Genomic DNA, 16956 nt, shown 5'->3' on the forward strand with positions numbered 1-16956 from the left:
CTTCACCTAGTCAGACGTTGAGTCTGGGTTGCGGAGCACCCGAAACCTGCCGTATCAGCATTTGCTTGTCGGCATAGTGGGGGCACGAAGCCGGCCGGCAACTCTGGATCGCCGCTAAGTCGTGAGCTGAAGTCACATTGGGTACCGAACCCGTTTGGAACCATTGCCGGGGCATCTTGAAACCAGTTCCCGCGCGCGCAGCCGATCGGTTGAGAACCACTCGTATCAGGGCACCGGCACAGTCGCGATGAAATCGGTCATTCGCTTCAGTGCCTCGGCATCGTGGAAGATACCGAAATGTGTCGTCTCCGCCAGAACTTCTGCGCGTCCGCGGTAGCCGCTGGCCTTCAACAGATCGAGTAGCGCGGTACTGTCGACGGCCTCATCCTTGTCGCCGACGAGCACCAGACTGTTCGAGGGCATCGCCTTCACGTCGGCCGCATAGTCGTTGCGAGGATGATAGGAGGAATTGAGCCGCCAGGAATAGGCGAGCGTCTCGGTCCCGTTCCACGCGCCGGCAGGTTTGTTGAAGGCGATGATCGGCAGTCCATCGAAGCCGTGCACGCCGATGATGTTCAGCGCCACGAGTCCCAAGATGCGGGGCGGATGGATGACGTTCCAACCGCCCGCATTGCCACCACGCACCGCGGCCGTGCGCGGAATGACCGGAGCCATGGCGACGTAGCTCGCGATTGCTTCCTGCTGCGGTGCCTTGCCACCCGCAAAACGCAACACAAATCCGCCGCCGCTCGAATGGCCGCCCAGGATGATGGGACCGTTATGGCCCTGTTTCCGAAGTTCCCGGGTGAGATCGACGATGTCGTCCTCATACTGGCCGACATACTCGACGTCGCCCCGGCGGCGTCCCGAGAAATAGTGACCCCGCATGTTCGGCAGGACGACCTTGGCTGCTCCTGCCGCGCTCACATACTTCGCCAACTCGTCATATCCGGCGCCATGGTACGAGGACCCGTGAACGAAAACCAGGATCCGCTCGTTCGCTGCATCGTAGAACCTGTAGGCAAGCGCATCGCCGTCACGCGCGCGAAACTGCTGCAATGGCAGATCCGCGGCACCGTTGTCCCGCTCCCGGGAAAAGCCGAAGACATCCGTTTCCGGCGGCATTGGCGGAAAGGGCATCGCAATCGCCACGATTGCGGCGATCAGGCCGGCCGTCGCGAGGGCGATGAGAATGATGAATCCGCGAAACAAATGGCGCAATGTGTCAACTCCGCAAGTGAATTCGTATTCGAATGAAGCGCAGCAAGTTCATAGCCATGTCGACAGAAGTGGGACGTATCCCAGCGTCTGCGGCGCAGGATGTCTGCGCCACAGGATGGCGGGCATTCTCTTGGAGGAGCCGTACAAGACCTACCACTGCAGTGCTGCGGTCGCAACGAGCACCATTGCCACGGGACGTCAACCAAGCGGCGAGGCGAAGGGGATAGCCAATTGAAACCCGCAATTCCGCTTCCCACCCGTTCGAGCCATCTCAGGCGCACGCGGCGCGCCGTGCCCGGAGACTGGCAGGGTCGACCCCTGATCTGCCGTTCGGACCTATCGCGTTGGAGATTCGAAAGCGGACATTCAAGCGAGTGAGTGTTGGCAGCCTTCGGTACCTTTGTCGGCCGTAGAGGTTGGATCGGGCACTTTCGAGAAGGAGACAGAGGCTGGGCTAGGTTAGCTTGACGAGCCCGTGTTGCGCGACGTGAACGTGCACCTAGATCTTTCGGCTATTGATCAGCCGAGGTCCAACTATGCGCTAACAGTCGGCAGGGCCGACAAGAGGGCCATGAAGCAGAGCGCGATCCCTGCCGTCCTGCAGATGGCGCGATAGTGCCAGAGTGCGGCAGCACGCACGATCGGATGCGAGAAGAGAGCCGCCACGACGGCATGCCAGCCGATGGTAATGATAGTTGCAATGGCCACGACCGAAAGCCCATTGATGAACCCTGGCGCCTCGAGCATCAGGCTGACGAGGGCCACGGCGTAGAACGCTGCTGTCTGCGGCGACAGGAAGCCTATCAGTACGCCTTCCACGAACAAGTCCCCCTCAAGTCTCCTGGAGGTACCGCCCATGGCAGGCGGTGTAGCGCGGACCATGTGCCAAGCCAGTCCTCACAGCACCACCGCACCGCAAATCTTCGCCGCCGGAAGTGACAGGGGGGCGGCAAGTTGAACCGCGCCGAACAACATCAGTGCGGTAAGTGCCGCGCGCCCGATGCCGATGCCCAGCAGCAGGGGGAGAGTCCTGCCGAATCCTTGAATGACAGCTAGGCCGCCAGCCGCGAAGGTGACAGGTCCCGGAATGATCACCATCACCACATAGGCAGCGATGAACTGAAGCATGGATAGAGATAGGAAGGTGGAAGCGGACATGGTGGTCAATCCCGGCTGGCCGTTTCGGAAAAACGAAGGCCTGTTCGCGTGACTGTTCGTTGTCGGATCAGGCACCGCTCACTGGGTCGGCGAACGGTGCATCAGGAGCGCACACATAGAAAATCACCATCCGCGCCGGCACGTCCCCCTTGTTGAACCCAGTCATGTTTACGCCGGAAGGTTCGACGAAGACTTCTCCCGCTTTGATCGCAACGGGCTCGCTTCCGTCGAGTTCAAGCGTGAAGGTGCCATCCAGCATGTAGACGGTCACCGGATAGCGATGCGAATGATAGGGCGTGACATCGCCCGGAAGCAGGGTCGAGGAAAGCACCCGGATCTCCTGCTCGGGGTGGATCGGCATGCCCCGTGCGACCTCGCGGTGAATCGGAGTCAGCTTCGCCATTCCGCTTTCCTGGGCGCTGCGCGTCAGTCCGACGGTCAGGCCTGCGATCATGGTTTCAACGTCGCTTTGGTGGTGCATTGGTTTTCTCCCGTGAGGACGTGAGAGAACCTACTGAGAGAACTTAGCGAGCGGCAGCAGAGAAACTGCACTGCCCGCGCGCAAAAGTGCATAATGGCGTCATGTTCGACTGGAGCGACCTCCGTCATCTCATCGCCGTCTCGCGCTTTGGCAGCACGCTTGCCGCGGCGAAAGCGCTTGGCGTGAACCAATCCACCGTTCACCGCAGGCTGGGCGAACTGGAAAACGGCATCGGTTTGATCTTGGTGAAGCGGCATCCGTCAGGCTATCGCTTGTCTGAACTGGGCGAGACGCTGATCGACTACGTGCTCGCCGTCGAGACCGCCGTCGAGGCACTGGAGCGCCAAGTTCAGGCGCTGAAGTACGACCTGAAGGGCGTGATCCGCCTTACCTGCCCGGAGCCGACCGTCTCGCGCATGGCCGCCATCGGGCTGCTCGACCGCTTTCACGAGCGCTATCCCGGCCTCGCGGTCGAATTCATCACCAGCGATCGCTATCTCGACATCGCCAAGGGCGAGGCCGATGTCGCCTTCCGCTCGGGCGAGCCTGCGGACGACAGTCTGGTGGGTCGTAAGATCTGTGACTCCATATGGGCGATCTACGCCAGCAGGAGTTACGTCCAGCAGCACGGCCGACCCGGCAGCATCACCGAATTGGCGGACCATGCCCTGATCGGCTTCGACGGCATAATGCAGAACCATCGCGTGGCGAAATGGCTGCCGCAGGCGGTCCCGAATGACCGCAGCGCGTTCGATATCTGAGTGCGCTGGCGGTTGAGCATCAACCGGACCCGGTGCAGCATCATCACGCTTTGCTGCTCAGGCGACTTCACCGGCACGAAGCGCATGGTCGGTCGGGTCACGGCCTCGCAGATCGCTTCTGCGTCGGCTGCATCATTCTTCTGTCGCTTCAGATAGGGCTTTACGTACTGTGCCGGCAGCAGCCGCACATCATGGCCGAGTGCGATCAGCTCGCGAGCCCAATAGTGCGAGGAACTGCAGGCCTCGATCCCGATCACGCATCGTGGCAGACTTTCGAAGAAGGCGAGGACACGCCCTCGCGTCAGCTTTCGGCGAACAACAACCTCGCCGGACGAATCCACCGCGTGGACCTGAAAAACGGACTTTGCAATATCCAAACCGATCGTCACAATGTTGCTCATCGTGGTGCTCCTCCATCTTCAATCCCGCGATCATACCGCAGGGAGGGAGGAGAGCCGTCCACCGCATCAAGTCCGGACGGTCCGCTGTTGGAAGCGCTTGGCGGTTAGCTGCCTTTCCCGCACTGCCCTGTTGGGCAAAGTTTGCTTGGTCAGCGTAGGCCCATTGCGGCCATCAGAATCTGGTGGACGGAAGCCGTAAACGGTCGTAGCCGACCGGCCCCAGCATCAGATGCGACGCCACTGACCCTATCACCACACACTTCACGTCATGTTCGAATTCCGCACGTTGGCGCCGAGGCCTTCGGCGACATACGCACGCAGGAGCAGATTGAGAATCTCAAGATCGTTTTGCACTTCCACCGGATGGCATTTCCTGGCGCCTTCGAGGGCCGCCTTCAGCCATGGGCTCATCCGAGGATGCGCCAGAACCCAGGCGATCCGCTCGTCATTGGTCTGCGGCGCGTCATCAGCTTTCGTCATCGGCCTTTCTCCATCGTCCGGTCATGGGTTGCACAAGGGACAGTGTCCCGGATCGGCCTTGGTCAGCCCGTCGCCGCGCGGCCGGTTCTCACGATGCGGGCAGGCGACGCAGCCGAAGACGCGGTGGCGGACCATGAGGCTCGGCGTCCCGCACCATTCGCAAGGCAAGCCGATCTCGACATCGACCTGTCCGTAGCCGGGCGTGCGGCAGGCCGGGCACAGCGCGGAAAGCCGTTCGGCGAGAGCAGAGGCAAGGCGGCCGAGCGTCGCCATCCGGGTCGGGTTCATGTGGGCGCGCATATCGGTCTGGATCAGCGCCCGGCCGTCGTCCGATTGCGCCTTAGCCGACATGACGGCCAGCTCGAGCGCGGTTCTGTCGCGCAGGCCCTTGTGGATGTTGCCTGCTCCACCTTCGCTCTCGGCCGGCTTCACGATCAAGGCGTGCGCGGGAAAGCCGAGACGATCCAGGATGGGCGTCACATCGTCGCCAGCAACTACATAACCGTGGCCGAAGACCGGCGCGTCCTCGATCAGATGCTCGCTGACGACGATGCCGCGCATATCGTCGACGAGCACCATGAGCTCGACCCCACCGGGAACGAATGGGATCTGCGGGTGCGGGCCGTAGCTGCCTTCGCTGGCAAGGCCGATCGGCAAGCCGGTTGCCTTCATGCCCAGCCGCGCCTTGGCGATTGCCGCCTCGCGGATGGTGCCGGCGCGCGGGATCTCGCCGGTGAAGGTGCCGAGTGCGTCGGTGTCGATATCCGGCGCGGACGAGACGATCAGTCCGAGCCGGTCGCGCAGGACGGGCGCGATTGCTTCCTCCTTTCCGTGCATCGTGGCGAGCACGGCATGCCGGCAGGCATAGGGTGAATACCGGTGGCCGGCGTCTGCAAGGGGGACAGCTTGCGGAACGAAGGTCTTCATGCGTGCGCCTGAAGTCGCAAGGTTTCCACCTCCGCTTCGTCCCAGGAGAGGTTGCCGGCGTAACGCCAGGCCATGCGGCCGTCCTCGCCGAGGGCGAAGAGATGGAGCCAGCGATTGTCGAGCAGTGCCCGGACGTCCGCGTGGCGCTCGAGGATGCCGGTGATCGCCTTCTGCGGGGCCTCGATGACGACGGAGAGCCGCAGCGGTTCATGCGCCAGCTCATTACCGTCATGGACGGACTGCCAGGGCAGGCCGGCGCGCAGGAGGCCGCCATTGCCTTCGACGACGCCGATTCCCCCTGTGACGTTGTGCAGGAGCTTGTTGCCGGCGCCGAAGACTTCCGGCGCGACGGTTGAGCCGTAATATTGCAGGCTGATCCAGCTCGCGACGACGACCGGTGCGGTCAGGATTAGTTCCAGCACGCCGAAGCCTTCGTCGCGCCGCCAGTCATAATCATGCAGGAACGCCCGGCCCCCCAGGTCGCAACCCGTCGTGCGCCACCGAGGCGCGGCGACGAAAGCCTGGCAGCCGGCGAGCGCCCATTCGGGTCGCAACTCGGCCCAGTCGCGGGCGCGGCGGGCAATATCGGCCTGTGTCTCGGCGCGGGGCAGGCGCCTTGCCCGTTCGGCCCGCGCGAGCCCGCCTGCGGTCTGGAGCCAACCCCTGGCCGCCGTCAGGTCCGCGGCGTGCTCCACCGAGGAATGATCGGCGTCATAGATGGTAACGTCGTCGGTCGTCGTGTCGTGGAGGGCCGCCAGGAACAAGGTGTCTTCGGGAACCACGATGCCGCGTGCGAGAAGGCTGGTGCGCACGTCGGGCGCGTTGAGCAGCGAGGCGAGCAGCCGGGCATTGACCTCGCCCGAATAGCCGCCGCAGGCCCCGCAATGGAGTGCACTGGCATGCGGGTTGTTGACGACACTGGCGCCGTGGCCGGCGATCAGCACCAACCTCGCGAAACGATCGGTGAGCGACATGGCCCTGAGGACGGTTTCGGCCATCTCGATCCGCTGGTCGAGGCCGATCGTGTCGGCCGGCCGTGGCGCCGGGTCGTTCGGTGCGGCATTGCGGGTGAGCCCCAGCGCGTCGCGAAGAAGCTTGCCGACATAGACTGGCCCCGTCGCCTCGACGAAGGCGAAGGAGGAGACGGCGGCGAGCTTGAAGCGACCCCAGGCACGCTTGGCACGGGCCGCGATCCGTGCCGTGCGATCCGCGCGCTCGGTCTCAGGCGTCTGCTCTCCCGAGCAGGTGAAGAGACCGGGCCGGAGCAGAACGGGCAGGCGGGCTTCCACCACGTCCGAGCCGAAGCGGCGGTGCGCGATCCCCATGCCGAAGAAACCGGCGAAGCCGAGCGTGCTGATCCCGGGATCGAGCGTTTCCAGCGCCCTGCGAAAGACCTCCGAGCGGACGTCGATGCAGAAGGCCATCTGCATCGCGGGACGCGACGAAGCCGGCACGGCGGGCCGCGGTTCGGCGAAGAGGGCCCGCAGCTGCCTCTGGGCGGCGCGCTCAGCGGCCTCCTGGAGGATCGCATCGACATGATCCTCCGCGCTTGCGGCGACCGGTTCGGCATGGGCGGTCACGGTCTCGCGCCATTGCGTGCCGATCTCGTGCTCGTATTGCCGCAGAAGTGCAGCTTCCCAAACGAGACGAATGGCAAGGAGATCGATCACCGTCTTGTCGGTCCCGCCTGCCAGTGCGGCCTTCCAGAGGCGATAGCGTGCGAGCTGCGCCCAGCCGCCCAGGCTTGCCAGCAGGCGGTGGAAGCAGCTTTCCAGCGCCGACTCGGACAGGCCGAGCGTCTCGACGGCGTCGATCAGGGCGGCCTCGGCGCTTTCGGGAGCGTCCGCGACGGTGCCGGCGAAGCGGGCAAGGCCGACGATCTCCGGGGTCAGGTCATGCATGGCGACGGTGCGCCAGGAGGCATAGGCGCTGCGGCCTTGCGCTGCGGCCCAGAGCGCTTGGCCCTGATCGAAATAGCCTGCCGCCCAATGGCTGATGCGCTCATCGACCACGGCCTGCCAGTCGATGCCGCTGGCCTCGCGCGCCAACTCGGCGACGGTCGGCAAAGCCCGCGCCGCCGACGTCTCGACATTCAATGCCTGCTTTAGCGCGGGAACCGTTTTTGGGCGCATTGATGCTGGCGCCGCTCCAAGCGCTTCGGCCAGATCTTCGTCGGTGAGTTCGCCGCTTTGGTGGCGCTCCCGATACCAGTCGCGCGGCATGTTGAGCCGGATGCCGGCGACCCGCCGCAACCGCGCAGCGGCGACAGCCAGCGGTTCGCCCGTCTGGCCAAGGAACGGATTGACAGCGACGCTGGACGCCAGCGGCCAGAGCGGCGGGATGGCGCGCGCTGCGCCGTGCGCCGCAGCCATGACTGCTTCGGAGCCGGGAAGTGGGGTCTTGTGTACAGTCATCAGCATGAGGTTTTCCTGATCCTTGAGCGTCACGAGGGCTTGCGGACGGACCAGCCGCCCAGCATGCGATCGAGCATGGCGTTGACATAAAGCCCGTTGGAGAGATGAACCCGCAGGCCGGCAGCCGCCGGATGGCCCGCCCAGAGCGGGAACAGCGCCTGCGCGACTGCGACCAGGCCGAAGGTCAGGACGGCGAGCGCCATCAGGGTCCATTCGAGCCTCCCCGGCGCGGGCGTCGCCGGCAGCACGCCCGCCGTCAGCCATTCGGCCACCGTCTGGAGCGCGAAGTAGCCGAGGGCAGCTGCGGTCGCGTAAATTGCTGTCCTTGTCGTCAGGGCGCGCGGTGCGGCATCCGCTAGCCCCTGGGCCAGCAGATAGGCGACGCCGAAGATGAGGATGGCGCCGAGTGCGAGCGATTGGGGTGATTTGTGCTCAAACCCGAAGCCAAGACCGAAGGCTGCACCGATCGCGCCATAGATCGCCAACGCGATGAAGAAGGCGCGGGCGACCGCGCCGCCATCTGGTATGGCCACCGGTCCCGGCCGGCGGATCGAGGCGACCTGCTCGACGGCACCGCCCGAGGCCAGGAAAGCATGGGCCTTGTAGAGCGAATGGGCGACGATGTGGAGCAGTGCCAACGGGAACAGCGCCAGCCCGCATTGCAGGATCATGAAGCCCATCTGCGCCACGGTCGACCAGGCGAGCGAGGTCTTGACTGCTGGCTGGGTCAGCATGACGAGTGCGCCGAAGAGGGCGGTGAAGCCGCCGACCATCGCCAGCACCGCCAGCACGCCGGGCGCGAGCAGCATCACGTCAGCGAAGCGGATGAGGAGAAAGCCGCCGGCATTGATGACGCCTGCATGGAGCAGCGCCGAGACCGGCGTCGGCGCCTCCATCACCTCGGTCAGCCAGCCATGGGTCGGGAATTGGGCCGATTTCAACAACGCCGCGAGCGCCAGTAACCCCGCCGCTGCCGGCGCGTGCCAGGAAACGTCGCCGGTCCGCGCCATGGTATTGATCGCGGCGATATCGGTCGTGCCGAAGGCCACGCTCATCAACAGCACCGAGCCTGCCAGCGACAGGGCGCCAAGGACCGCGAAGAGCCGCTTCTTGCGCGCCGCGCGCTGCGCCCCGATGCGCTCGGGATAGAAGAGCAGCAAGCGATGGAGCGCAAAGCTCGTCGCGATCCACGCGCCGAGCAGTTGCACGAGATTGCCGGCCTGAACGAGGAGAAGGACCGCGGCTAGCGCCGCGCACAGCCAGCCTGTGAACGCGCCCTGCCGTGCTTCGCCATCGAGCAAGGTACGCGAATAGCGCAGCACGATCCAGCCGACGAAGGAGACCAGAAGCAGCATCGTCACGCTGATCACGTCGAGCCGCGCGGAGAGACCTATACCAGCCGAGCCTATGAGGGCGCTGTCGCCCGGACCCTGCAGCAGTAGGAGAACCAGCGAACCGGCCGCGATAGCGAGGGCCGACATGGCGGCTCGCTCGGCGACGGCCGCTACGTGCGGGGCCCTTCGACCCGGACGCGAAGACGCGAACAGTGCGGCGAGAAGCAGGAACAGCGGTGCGGCGAGCGGCAGCAGATTGAGCGACAAGGTGGTTTCCTTGGGTGCGGTGGCGACACCCTGCTGCTAGCCGAGCCGCGTTCCGAAAGAAAATGCATTGTTTGCTCAATTCCGTTCGCTATTATCGAACGGCATGGCAGCGCTCAATTATCACCATCTGCGGTATTTCCGGGCCGTCGCCCACGACGGCAACCTCACGCGCACGGCCGCGCGCTTGAACCTGACCCAGTCAGCGCTCTCGGTGCAGATCCGCAAACTTGAAGAGCAGCTCGGCCATGCGCTCTTCGACCGGCGCGGACGACAGCTTCATCTGACCGAAGCCGGCCGCATCGCGCTCGACCATGCCGATGCGATCTTCGCGACCGGGGAGGAACTGCTAGGCACGCTTCGCGAAACCGGTACGGCGCGCCAGGCGCTGCGGGTCGGGGCGCTCGCCACCTTGTCGCGCAACTTCCAGATGGAGTTTCTGCGGCCCGTTCTCGGCCGGACCGATATTGAGCTCGTCTTGCGCTCCGGCGGGGCCGCCGAGCTTTTGCGCGCGCTGGAAGCACTGAACCTCGACGTCGTGCTCATCAACCACGCGCCCGCGCGTGATGTACTGACGCCCTTCGTGGCGCATCGGATCGCTGAACAGCCAGTCGGCCTCGTCGGCACGCCGCATCGGTTTTTTGGCAGAGCGGGCCTCGTCGATCTTTTGCGCGACCATCCCGTCATCGTACCGACGCTGGAGAGCAGCGTGCGCGCCGGCTTCGACGCTCTTGCCGATCGCCTGATGGTGCGCCCGCAGATCGTCGCGGAGGTCGAGGACATGGCGATGATGCGGCTTCTGGCCCGCGAAGATGTCGGCCTTGCCGTCCTGCCGCCCATCGTCGTCAAGGACGAGCTGGCGGCCGGCCTCCTCGTCGAGGGCGATGAGCCGCTGGGGATCACGGAGACCTTCTTTGCCGTGACGATGGAACGGCGTTTTCCGAACCCGGCCTTGCGAATGCTCCTGCAGCAGGGCTCGGCGCAGATCGGAGTCGTTTAGAGCGGTTCAGTTTTTGACTGAATCGGATGGATTCCGCTTTGGATGATTTTGTGATTCAAGATGCTGGCTGGAGTGGAGGCCAGCATCTGATGACTGCACCTCTATCTAATGATCTTCGCGAGCGGGTTGTCGCAGCGGTTCTTTCCGGCGAGAGCTGCCGCTCTGTAGCGGCTCGGTTCGGTGTCGCGGTGTCGTCGGCGGTGAAGTGGTCTCAACGCTACCGGGCGGCGGGTTCTGTCGCACCCGGCAAGATGGGCGGGCATCGCAAGCGTATTCTGGAGCCGCATCGGGCATTCATCGTGGAGCGGATCAACCAGACGCCGCATTTGACGCTGCATGGGCTCAAGGCCGAACTTGCAGCGCGCGGGGTGAAGGTGTCCCACGACACGGTGTGGCAGTTCCTGCGCCGCGAGGGGCTGCGGTTCAAAAAAAACGCTGTTCGCCCTTGAGCAGGCCCGCGCCGACATTGCGCGGCGGCGACAGCGCTGGCGTTCCTTTCAGGCCGGCCTCGACCCCCGCAGGCTGGTCTTCATCGACGAGACATGGATCAAGACCAACATGGCTCCCCTGCGCGGCTGGGGAGCGAAGGGCAAACGCCTGCGCGGCTTCGCCCCGCATGGCCACTGGCGCACGCTCACCTTCCTCGGTGCGCTGCGCTGCGACCGGCTGACGGCCCCTTGCGTCTTCGACGGGCCGATCAACGGCCAGTGCTTCCGCGCCTATGTCGAACACCAACTCGTGCCCGTGCTCGAACCGGGCGATATCGTCGTCATGGACAATCTCGGCTCGCACAAATCGGCCGCCGTCAGGCAGATGATAAGGGCAGCCGGCGCCAGGCTCTGGTATCTGCCGCCATACTCGCCCGATCTCAACCCCATCGAGCAGGCCTTCGCCAAGATCAAGCACTGGATGCGGCACGCCCAGAAGCGAACCATCGAGGACACGTGGCGACATATCGGCCACCTCGTCTCAACCATCGAACCCCAAGAATGCGCAAACTACATCCAAAACGCAGGGTATGCTTCCGTCAAAAACTGAAAGACTCTAGCTACCCGACGCCGAGCGCCTGTGCCGCATCCTTGGCCCTTTTGGCCAGTTCCTCAAAATGCGCCGCGCGGCCGGCCGTTGTCCTGAAGTAGACCCCGACTTCGCGGGTCTCGCGCCAGTCGCTCACCTCAAGGAGATGCACGTCTTCCGCGTTGCGGAACTCCGCCCGTGCGTAAAGTTCTGGGAACAGGGAACAGCCCATACCTATCGAGACCATTTGGCGGATCGCGTCGAGGCTGGTGCCGACATAGTCGTCGACGACCGTCGCACCCGACGCCTTCGCCAGGTGCTGGACATTTTCCAAAAGACGGTTGCCGCTCCCCAGTGCCAGAAGGCGTTCGTTTGCCAGCTCCTTCATGGCAACGGATCGCCTTTGCGCAAAGCGGTGATCGGCCGGCACGCCGAGATAAAGCCGCTCGCTGCCAATCGGGATGAAGGTCAAGGAGGGCTCGCCGCATGAGGGGCCGACACCGCAATCGAGCGTGCCTTCGGCGACAGAGGTTTCGATCGCGGCAGGGCGATCCTCGACGATATAGATTCTGAGGTCGGGATATGTCCGGTGGAGGGGCGGCAGGAAGGTCGGCAGGAAGTACGGCCCGAAGCTGGGAGGCGTACCCAGCCTGACGACACCGCCCAAGGCAGCGCTGTCCTGCGCGACGGCATCCATCAGATCGGTCATCGCGGCAAGCGTAACGCGTGCTCCATGGAGAAAGCGTTCTCCGGCTGGCGTGATCAGGACCGCTGCCGAGGTCCGCTCGAAGAGCTGGATGCCGAGATTTTCTTCGACGATCCCAATTTGAACGGACAGCGTGGGTTGCGAGACATGGCAGCGCTTGGCGGCCTTGCCGAAATGACCGCATTCGGCAAGGGCGACGACATATTCGAGCTGGCGCAGGGTTGGTCGGAACGGCATGGCTGATAGTTGACGACTATCATGACGATTTCAACAATCAATTGGCGCAATCGCAAAGGCATACCCAAATCAGCCTCGTGGTCAACACGGAGGTATGAACATGGACCCGTTCCTGAACTCGCTGCGCAATCGTCGCGCACAAATCCAGGCCCGTATCGAGCATGAACAGGCGCGTCCCGCGCCCGACAGCCTGAGGCTCTACGGGTTAAAGAAGCTCAAGCTGCGGTTTCGCGAGCAGATCGAATATCTGGAGCGGCTCAACCGGGAAGGGCAGGCGACAGTCATCCCAGTGATCCGCCGCAGGTCCTTCACGCCAACGATGGCGCGGCCGCGGGCGTGAGGGCGCATCCATGCACCTTCAACCGCGCCAAGCGGCAAAGCTCAACCGTGTCGTCGGCTACGGCGGCGTTGCCCTGATCGTCGCATGGTCGCTGCTCGCGCTTGCTGCCTATGCCGCCGTCGAGGCGGCGGTCGGCTGGATGGCCGGCATGGGCGCTGCCGATGGCCTGATCGCCTGGTTCGCACAGATCGCCGCGCCGCTTGACGGACCGCTGATCGCGATCGTGTGGCTTGTCGGCGTCGCGATCCTGGGCGTTGTGACCGTCCTGATCCGCCGTTTGACTTCGGCCGCAACCTAGCTGGTCTACCGCCGCCGATCCTGCGGGATCGGCGGCGGACATGTTGATTGCCCCAGTCCGGGCCCCTCTGGCGAGAGATGCCGGTCCTCTCGCGATGTCGGACATTTTTTCACCGTGGACGACCGGCTGGAGAGTTCACGTGGAATTTGCATTTCTGTTCGCCGACTGGCTCGGCAAGCCGGTCTGGATGTGGCTCGGCTTCATCTCGATTGTTATCGCGCTTCTGGTCTTCGACCTCGGCGTCCTTCACCGTGACAATCACGAGATCGAGGTGCGCGAAAGCCTGATCCTGTCGTCGATGTACATCACCCTCGGTCTGGCCTTCGGCGGCTTTGTCTGGTGGCAGCTCGGCGCGGAATCCGGTATGAACTATGTGACGGGTTTCGTGGTCGAAAAGACGCTGGCGCTCGACAACGTTTTCGTCATCGCGCTGATTTTCTCCTTTTTCGCGGTTCCGCGCAAATACCAGCACCGCGTGCTTTTCTGGGGCATCCTCGGCGTCATCGTCCTGCGCGCCATCATGATCGGCCTCGGCGCGACGCTCGTCTCGCAGTTCTCCTGGGTGCTCTACATCTTCGCCGCGTTCCTGGTGATCACCGGCATCAAGATGCTGTGGATCGGCGACAAGGAGCCCGAGATCGGCAATAACCCCATCGTCGGCTTCCTGCGGCGCCGCTTCAACGTGACCGACGAACACCACGGCCAGGATTTCTTCGTCAAGAAGCCCGATCCGAAAACTGGCAAGCTCGTCTGGTTCATGACGCCGCTTTTCATGGCGCTGGTGATGGTCGAGATCGCCGACGTGATCTTCGCCGTGGATTCGGTACCGGCGATCTTCGCTATCACGACGGACCCATTCATCGTCTACACGTCGAACATCTTCGCCATTCTCGGCCTGCGCGCGCTCTACTTCGCGCTCGCTGCGATGATCCACCGGTTCCAATACCTAAAGCCGGCGCTCGCGATCGTGCTGATCTTCATCGGGTCGAAGATCTTCGTCGCTGACCTGCTCGGTCTCGAGAAGTTCCCCGCCGCGCTCTCGCTTGGCATCACCTTCGCTATCATCGCGTCGGGCGTGGTCTGGAGCCTGGTAAAGACGCGGTCTCAGCCGCCGCATATCGGGCCGGAAGAATTGCCGCGCCCCTAAGGCTCGGCCCTGGCGCTGGACAGCAAGTCCATCGCCAGGGCTGCCAGATGGCGCACTTGGAATTGAGCTCGACATGTTCGGACGCAAGGAGTTGAAACAATGCACGACATGCTGGTCGCCCTGATCACCTTTCTTCTTCTCGAGCCGCTGCAGCAGGACATCGCAAGGTCGCTTGCCGACACCAGCGCCCCGCAGGAGGTAGTGGCCTCGCTCGTCGCCTGTGTAACCGAGCAAGGAGCGCAGATCGTCAACCGTGCTTTGGACGATCTGTGGTGGGCGTCATCAAGCGCATTCGGCGTCTGGATCGGTTTTGCCGACCCGGTCACGCTGCTTACCGAGGCTGCACCGGAATGCGTGGCAGCCATCGACGCCGCCCGGCCGTTTCTTGAGCCACTAGAAGGCGCCAGTGGGTAAGCGCAGAGCGACAACGGGAGGGCCGCAGTTCGTTCACTGGCTTGCGGCCGCGATGACGCTAGGGACGTTCATAAAACGAGCAGCCGACACATGCATAACCTCTCCACCATACTCGATCTTTCCATCGTCGGCTTTGCGATGGCATCCGCCTGGCTCTGGTGGGCATCCGGCCGTCACCGGGTCAGGCGGATCACGCGGCGCGAGGAACTGAGCGCCGCGGACATCAATCGGTTGGTCGTCGCGTTAAACCGGTCACAGATGCTCAATACGCGCGCGGCATTCACGACGGCCTGTGCTGGCGCACTTGCAGCAATCCGGCTGGCCGTGGACCTTGCATAAGATGCCGGAAGAACAGCGTGAGGCTAGACACATGCCCCGACTTGCCATCACTCAGAAACGAGGATCAGATCGTCGCGTGCTGGCTGTTGACGAGGACGCTGTACCGCCCACCGCGTCGGAAGTAATCGACGATCTGCTGGCGGCCTGCAAAGATCGGGATCGCATCGCGATCGGTGATGTGGTCGACCGACTCGGTGCGGCCGGGTTCCCGATGCTGGTTCTGGTCCTCGTGCTGCCAGCGCTCATTCCGATCCCGGGGCCATACGGCATGGTGTTCGGCACGGCGGTTGCAGTCCTTGCCATTCAGATGATCATTGGCCGTCGCAAGCCGTGGCTGCCCGCCGTGCTCACTCGGCGGTCTGTCTCAACCAGAGTGCTGACAAACGCCGGCAAGCGAGCGCGCGGCTGGCTGGTTGCGATCGAATACCTGCACGCGCCGGGCCGCTTCAAGTGGCTTGCCGGACGTCAGGCCGGCCGCGTCGCGGGTTTGATGATCCTGCCTCTCTCCATCATGATCGGGTTGCCGATACCTTTCGGCAACGTGCCGCCCGTCGCCGCCATCGCCATGATCGCGTTCGCCTTGATCTTGCGGGATGGGCTTGCACTTATTCTCGCGTTTGTCGCGGCCATTCTGGCAGCAGCGTGGGTCGCTTTCGTGTTCTGGTTCGGAGGCGAACTTCTCAACCGGATCTGGCCGCTGTTTGGCTGATCGCGAGCAATCGTTCTTGCCGACAGGGCGAGCGGCGTTAAAGCTCCATGGACAGGACGTTTCAACAAGAAGTCGAATCCGCGCTGGAGAGCCTCGCAACCGACCGCAATGGGTTGGCACGCCGGTTGGGATTGGCCGTAGGATCGCTCAGAGCCTGAGAAAATCGCGGCGCGCCGCCCTATGCCCGACTTGTACTCGCCGCTCTGGTGGCCGGGCTTGATCTGGCGGAAATCCTCGCCTGCGAGCGTCGATCCAACCGCCGGTCGTCCAACGTCAACTAGCTCCAAATATCGATCCGCCTGCTCGGCAACATCTCTGCGGCTAGGCGGTCAGGGCGGATCGATATGCCATCCACTACATCGACCTCGACAGGTTCAAGTTCGTCAACGATCCGCTCGGCCATCCGGCGGGGCCCCGCTGTGCGACTGGTCGGCGCCCGCCTTATAAAGCTGTGCGCGGACGAGGGCCTTGTTGCGCGCTTCGACGGCGACGAATTCGTCGGAATGCAAGCGGAGTTCGACAAAATGTCGCCGGAAAGCATGGCGCGCCGCCTCGTCGACCTCTTGTCGCGGACGTACATCATCGAAGGGCGTTCGGTGAATGTCTGAGCCAGCCTCGGCGTGGCCATGGGCGACGCGGGCTCGGATGTTTCCGAAACATCTCGAACGCCGATCTGTCGCTCTATGCGGCCAAACGGGGCGGCCGCAGCTGTCATCGATTTTTTCGATCCATGCATGAAAGACGCGGTGGAGGCGCGCCGGGGCTTGGAAAGCGCCTTGCGCGCCGCGCTGGCGCTTGAGGTGTTCAGTCTTGTCTACCAACCGCAGGTCGACCTTGCGACCGCAACCGTGACGGGCTTCGAAGCTCTGCTTCGGTGGACCCGTTCGGACCGAACGGCGGTGACCCCGGCCAGTTTCATAACGTTGGCCGAGGCAATAGGCCGGATGCCGGCGATCGGCGAATGGGTGCTGCGAACGGCGACGCGCGATGCAGCATCCTAGAACGGAACGCTGTCCGGTCTCGGTCAATATCCCGCCCCTGCAGTTCAAAGATGCAAAGCTTGCCGAAACGGTCCTGTCGGCCGTCGCTTCGTCCGGCCTCGCGCCGTCGCGGCTCGATCTGGAGATCACCGAAGGCACGCTCCTCGACAACTGCCGCCATTAGCGTGAATGACCGCTTCTGGGCGCAGGCAAAGCTGGCATCTACGACCGACATGGTGAAGGTTTTCGGGTGCCGGCAGGCGTACGAAAGCCCCTCATGCAGGAACCCGCGGTCGGCACGCTTTGGCTATGGGGTTTTGTGTTCTGG

General features: G+C 63.7%; 21 protein-coding genes and 2 pseudogenes. 12 read left to right on the top strand and 11 right to left on the bottom strand.

Annotated features, from left to right (window positions below; all coding sequences use genetic code 11):
• Nucleotides 1-225: 225 nt before the first annotated feature.
• The 4 genes from ABID37_RS18505 to ABID37_RS18520 all read right to left on the bottom strand — a co-directional run bounded on the left by ABID37_RS18505 (nt 226) and on the right by ABID37_RS18520 (nt 2860).
• Nucleotides 226-1221, bottom strand: coding sequence for an alpha/beta hydrolase (locus tag ABID37_RS18505; RefSeq protein WP_143009414.1), 996 nt, complete (start codon nt 1219-1221; stop codon nt 226-228).
• A 534-nt stretch (nt 1222-1755) separates the two neighbouring features.
• A complete protein-coding gene (locus ABID37_RS18510) occupies nt 1756-2103 on the bottom strand; it encodes a LysE family transporter (protein ID WP_090597675.1) in 348 nt (115 codons plus the stop codon).
• A gap of 15 nt (nt 2104-2118) precedes the next feature.
• The gene (locus ABID37_RS18515) at nt 2119-2379 is read right to left on the bottom strand and encodes a hypothetical protein (protein ID WP_143009415.1); all 261 of its coding nucleotides are present in this window, start codon (nt 2377-2379) and stop codon (nt 2119-2121) included.
• Between the two features lie 67 nt (nt 2380-2446).
• Nucleotides 2447-2860, bottom strand: a complete 414-nt coding sequence (locus ABID37_RS18520; RefSeq protein WP_090597677.1) for a cupin domain-containing protein — start codon at nt 2858-2860, stop codon at nt 2447-2449.
• A 101-nt stretch (nt 2861-2961) separates the two neighbouring features.
• Between ABID37_RS18520 and ABID37_RS18525 the strand changes: the two genes are divergently transcribed.
• A complete protein-coding gene (locus tag ABID37_RS18525) occupies nt 2962-3621 on the top strand; it encodes a LysR family transcriptional regulator (RefSeq protein WP_090597678.1) in 660 nt (219 codons plus the stop codon).
• On the opposite strand, the pseudogene ABID37_RS18530 reads toward ABID37_RS18525, so the two are convergent.
• From ABID37_RS18530 to ABID37_RS18550, 5 genes and pseudogenes are all read right to left on the bottom strand, one after another.
• A pseudogene (locus ABID37_RS18530) lies at nt 3600-4022 on the bottom strand (IS110 family RNA-guided transposase); the annotation flags it as partial. The gene ABID37_RS18525 and the pseudogene ABID37_RS18530 sit on opposite strands and share 22 nt — an antisense overlap.
• Before the next feature lie 261 nt (nt 4023-4283).
• Nucleotides 4284-4502, bottom strand: coding sequence for a hypothetical protein (locus ABID37_RS18535; RefSeq protein WP_090597679.1), 219 nt, complete (start codon nt 4500-4502; stop codon nt 4284-4286).
• 21 nt (nt 4503-4523) lie between these two features.
• Complete coding sequence (locus ABID37_RS18540; RefSeq protein ID WP_090597680.1) at nt 4524-5429, bottom strand: DUF6671 family protein; 906 nt, start codon at nt 5427-5429, stop codon at nt 4524-4526.
• Complete coding sequence (locus ABID37_RS18545; protein WP_090597703.1) at nt 5426-7849, bottom strand: YbcC family protein; 2424 nt, start codon at nt 7847-7849, stop codon at nt 5426-5428. The genes ABID37_RS18540 and ABID37_RS18545 overlap by 4 nt, the downstream gene beginning before the upstream one ends.
• 23 nt (nt 7850-7872) lie before the next feature.
• Complete coding sequence (locus ABID37_RS18550; protein WP_090597681.1) at nt 7873-9444, bottom strand: proton-conducting transporter transmembrane domain-containing protein; 1572 nt, start codon at nt 9442-9444, stop codon at nt 7873-7875.
• 103 nt (nt 9445-9547) lie between these two features.
• Here ABID37_RS18550 and ABID37_RS18555 point away from each other — a divergent pair, with 103 nt between their 5' ends.
• Together ABID37_RS18555 and ABID37_RS18560 are read left to right on the top strand one after the other, a co-directional pair.
• Nucleotides 9548-10441 (top strand): LysR family transcriptional regulator, encoded by an 894-nt coding sequence (locus ABID37_RS18555; RefSeq protein WP_090597682.1) that lies wholly within the window; start codon nt 9548-9550, stop codon nt 10439-10441.
• Between the two features lie 89 nt (nt 10442-10530).
• A protein-coding gene (locus tag ABID37_RS18560) for an IS630 family transposase (RefSeq protein ID WP_354197444.1) occupies nt 10531-11479 on the top strand; the annotation gives its coding sequence in 2 pieces (ribosomal slippage) (nt 10531-10866 and nt 10868-11479; 948 coding nt in all).
• A gap of 10 nt (nt 11480-11489) precedes the next feature.
• Here the strand turns inward: ABID37_RS18560 and ABID37_RS18565 are convergent.
• Together ABID37_RS18565 and ABID37_RS18570 are read right to left on the bottom strand one after the other, a co-directional pair.
• Nucleotides 11490-12167, bottom strand: a complete 678-nt coding sequence (locus ABID37_RS18565; protein WP_231771620.1) for a hydrogen peroxide-inducible genes activator — start codon at nt 12165-12167, stop codon at nt 11490-11492.
• Nucleotides 12168-12263: 96 nt separating this feature from the next.
• A pseudogene (locus ABID37_RS18570) lies at nt 12264-12401 on the bottom strand (LysR family transcriptional regulator); the annotation flags it as partial.
• A gap of 100 nt (nt 12402-12501) precedes the next feature.
• Here ABID37_RS18570 and ABID37_RS18575 point away from each other — a divergent pair.
• The 9 genes from ABID37_RS18575 to ABID37_RS18615 all read left to right on the top strand — a co-directional run bounded on the left by ABID37_RS18575 (nt 12502) and on the right by ABID37_RS18615 (nt 16812).
• Nucleotides 12502-12741 carry a YdcH family protein gene (locus tag ABID37_RS18575; protein ID WP_161601057.1) on the top strand — a complete coding sequence of 80 codons (240 nt, stop codon included), beginning with the start codon at nt 12502-12504 and terminating at the stop codon, nt 12739-12741.
• A 10-nt stretch (nt 12742-12751) separates the two neighbouring features.
• On the top strand, nt 12752-13039 hold the full coding sequence (locus ABID37_RS18580) for a hypothetical protein (protein WP_090597685.1): 288 nt from the start codon (nt 12752-12754) through the stop codon (nt 13037-13039).
• Between the two features lie 139 nt (nt 13040-13178).
• Nucleotides 13179-14186: a TerC family protein gene (locus ABID37_RS18585; RefSeq protein ID WP_090597686.1), complete on the top strand. Its 1008-nt coding sequence runs from the start codon at nt 13179-13181 to the stop codon at nt 14184-14186.
• 99 nt (nt 14187-14285) lie between these two features.
• Nucleotides 14286-14600, top strand: a complete 315-nt coding sequence (locus ABID37_RS18590) for a hypothetical protein (RefSeq protein WP_090597687.1) — start codon at nt 14286-14288, stop codon at nt 14598-14600.
• 90 nt (nt 14601-14690) lie between these two features.
• On the top strand, nt 14691-14939 hold the full coding sequence (locus ABID37_RS18595; protein ID WP_148912737.1) for a hypothetical protein: 249 nt from the start codon (nt 14691-14693) through the stop codon (nt 14937-14939).
• Nucleotides 14940-14970: 31 nt separating this feature from the next.
• Nucleotides 14971-15648, top strand: coding sequence for an exopolysaccharide biosynthesis protein (locus ABID37_RS18600; RefSeq protein WP_192799866.1), 678 nt, complete (start codon nt 14971-14973; stop codon nt 15646-15648).
• Nucleotides 15649-16067: 419 nt separating this feature from the next.
• Nucleotides 16068-16256 carry a hypothetical protein gene (locus tag ABID37_RS18605; RefSeq protein WP_137387897.1) on the top strand — a complete coding sequence of 63 codons (189 nt, stop codon included), beginning with the start codon at nt 16068-16070 and terminating at the stop codon, nt 16254-16256.
• An 18-nt stretch (nt 16257-16274) separates the two neighbouring features.
• Complete coding sequence (locus ABID37_RS18610) at nt 16275-16649, top strand: EAL domain-containing protein (protein ID WP_354197449.1); 375 nt, start codon at nt 16275-16277, stop codon at nt 16647-16649.
• On the top strand, nt 16636-16812 hold the full coding sequence (locus ABID37_RS18615; protein ID WP_137387896.1) for an EAL domain-containing protein: 177 nt from the start codon (nt 16636-16638) through the stop codon (nt 16810-16812). The genes ABID37_RS18610 and ABID37_RS18615 overlap by 14 nt, the downstream gene beginning before the upstream one ends.
• The last annotated feature ends 144 nt before the right edge of the window (nt 16813-16956 follow it).

It is taken from the genome of Aquamicrobium terrae (genome assembly GCF_040545735.1).
Taxonomy (GTDB): Bacteria; Pseudomonadota; Alphaproteobacteria; order Rhizobiales; family Rhizobiaceae; genus Mesorhizobium; species Mesorhizobium terrae_A.

What these genes read in the sequence shown, in the direction of transcription:
- ABID37_RS18555 (WP_090597682.1), top strand. Translation starts at nt 9,548, where the DNA reads ATGGCAGCGCTCAATTATCACCATCTGCGGTATTTCCGGGCCGTCGCC.
- ABID37_RS18575 (WP_161601057.1), top strand. Translation starts at nt 12,502, where the DNA reads ATGGACCCGTTCCTGAACTCGCTGCGCAATCGTCGCGCACAAATCCAG.
- ABID37_RS18600 (WP_192799866.1), top strand. Translation starts at nt 14,971, where the DNA reads ATGCCCCGACTTGCCATCACTCAGAAACGAGGATCAGATCGTCGCGTG.
- ABID37_RS18580 (WP_090597685.1), top strand. Translation starts at nt 12,752, where the DNA reads ATGCACCTTCAACCGCGCCAAGCGGCAAAGCTCAACCGTGTCGTCGGC.
- ABID37_RS18615 (WP_137387896.1), top strand. Translation starts at nt 16,636, where the DNA reads ATGCAGCATCCTAGAACGGAACGCTGTCCGGTCTCGGTCAATATCCCG.
- ABID37_RS18610 (WP_354197449.1), top strand. Translation starts at nt 16,275, where the DNA reads ATGGGCGACGCGGGCTCGGATGTTTCCGAAACATCTCGAACGCCGATC.
- ABID37_RS18595 (WP_148912737.1), top strand. Translation starts at nt 14,691, where the DNA reads ATGCATAACCTCTCCACCATACTCGATCTTTCCATCGTCGGCTTTGCG.
- ABID37_RS18515 (WP_143009415.1), bottom strand. Translation starts at nt 2,379, where the DNA reads ATGTCCGCTTCCACCTTCCTATCTCTATCCATGCTTCAGTTCATCGCT.
- ABID37_RS18545 (WP_090597703.1), bottom strand. Translation starts at nt 7,849, where the DNA reads ATGCTGATGACTGTACACAAGACCCCACTTCCCGGCTCCGAAGCAGTC.
- ABID37_RS18525 (WP_090597678.1), top strand. Translation starts at nt 2,962, where the DNA reads ATGTTCGACTGGAGCGACCTCCGTCATCTCATCGCCGTCTCGCGCTTT.
- ABID37_RS18520 (WP_090597677.1), bottom strand. Translation starts at nt 2,860, where the DNA reads ATGCACCACCAAAGCGACGTTGAAACCATGATCGCAGGCCTGACCGTC.
- ABID37_RS18565 (WP_231771620.1), bottom strand. Translation starts at nt 12,167, where the DNA reads ATGACCGATCTGATGGATGCCGTCGCGCAGGACAGCGCTGCCTTGGGC.
- ABID37_RS18540 (WP_090597680.1), bottom strand. Translation starts at nt 5,429, where the DNA reads ATGAAGACCTTCGTTCCGCAAGCTGTCCCCCTTGCAGACGCCGGCCAC.
- ABID37_RS18590 (WP_090597687.1), top strand. Translation starts at nt 14,286, where the DNA reads ATGCACGACATGCTGGTCGCCCTGATCACCTTTCTTCTTCTCGAGCCG.
- ABID37_RS18510 (WP_090597675.1), bottom strand. Translation starts at nt 2,103, where the DNA reads ATGGTCCGCGCTACACCGCCTGCCATGGGCGGTACCTCCAGGAGACTT.
- ABID37_RS18535 (WP_090597679.1), bottom strand. Translation starts at nt 4,502, where the DNA reads ATGACGAAAGCTGATGACGCGCCGCAGACCAATGACGAGCGGATCGCC.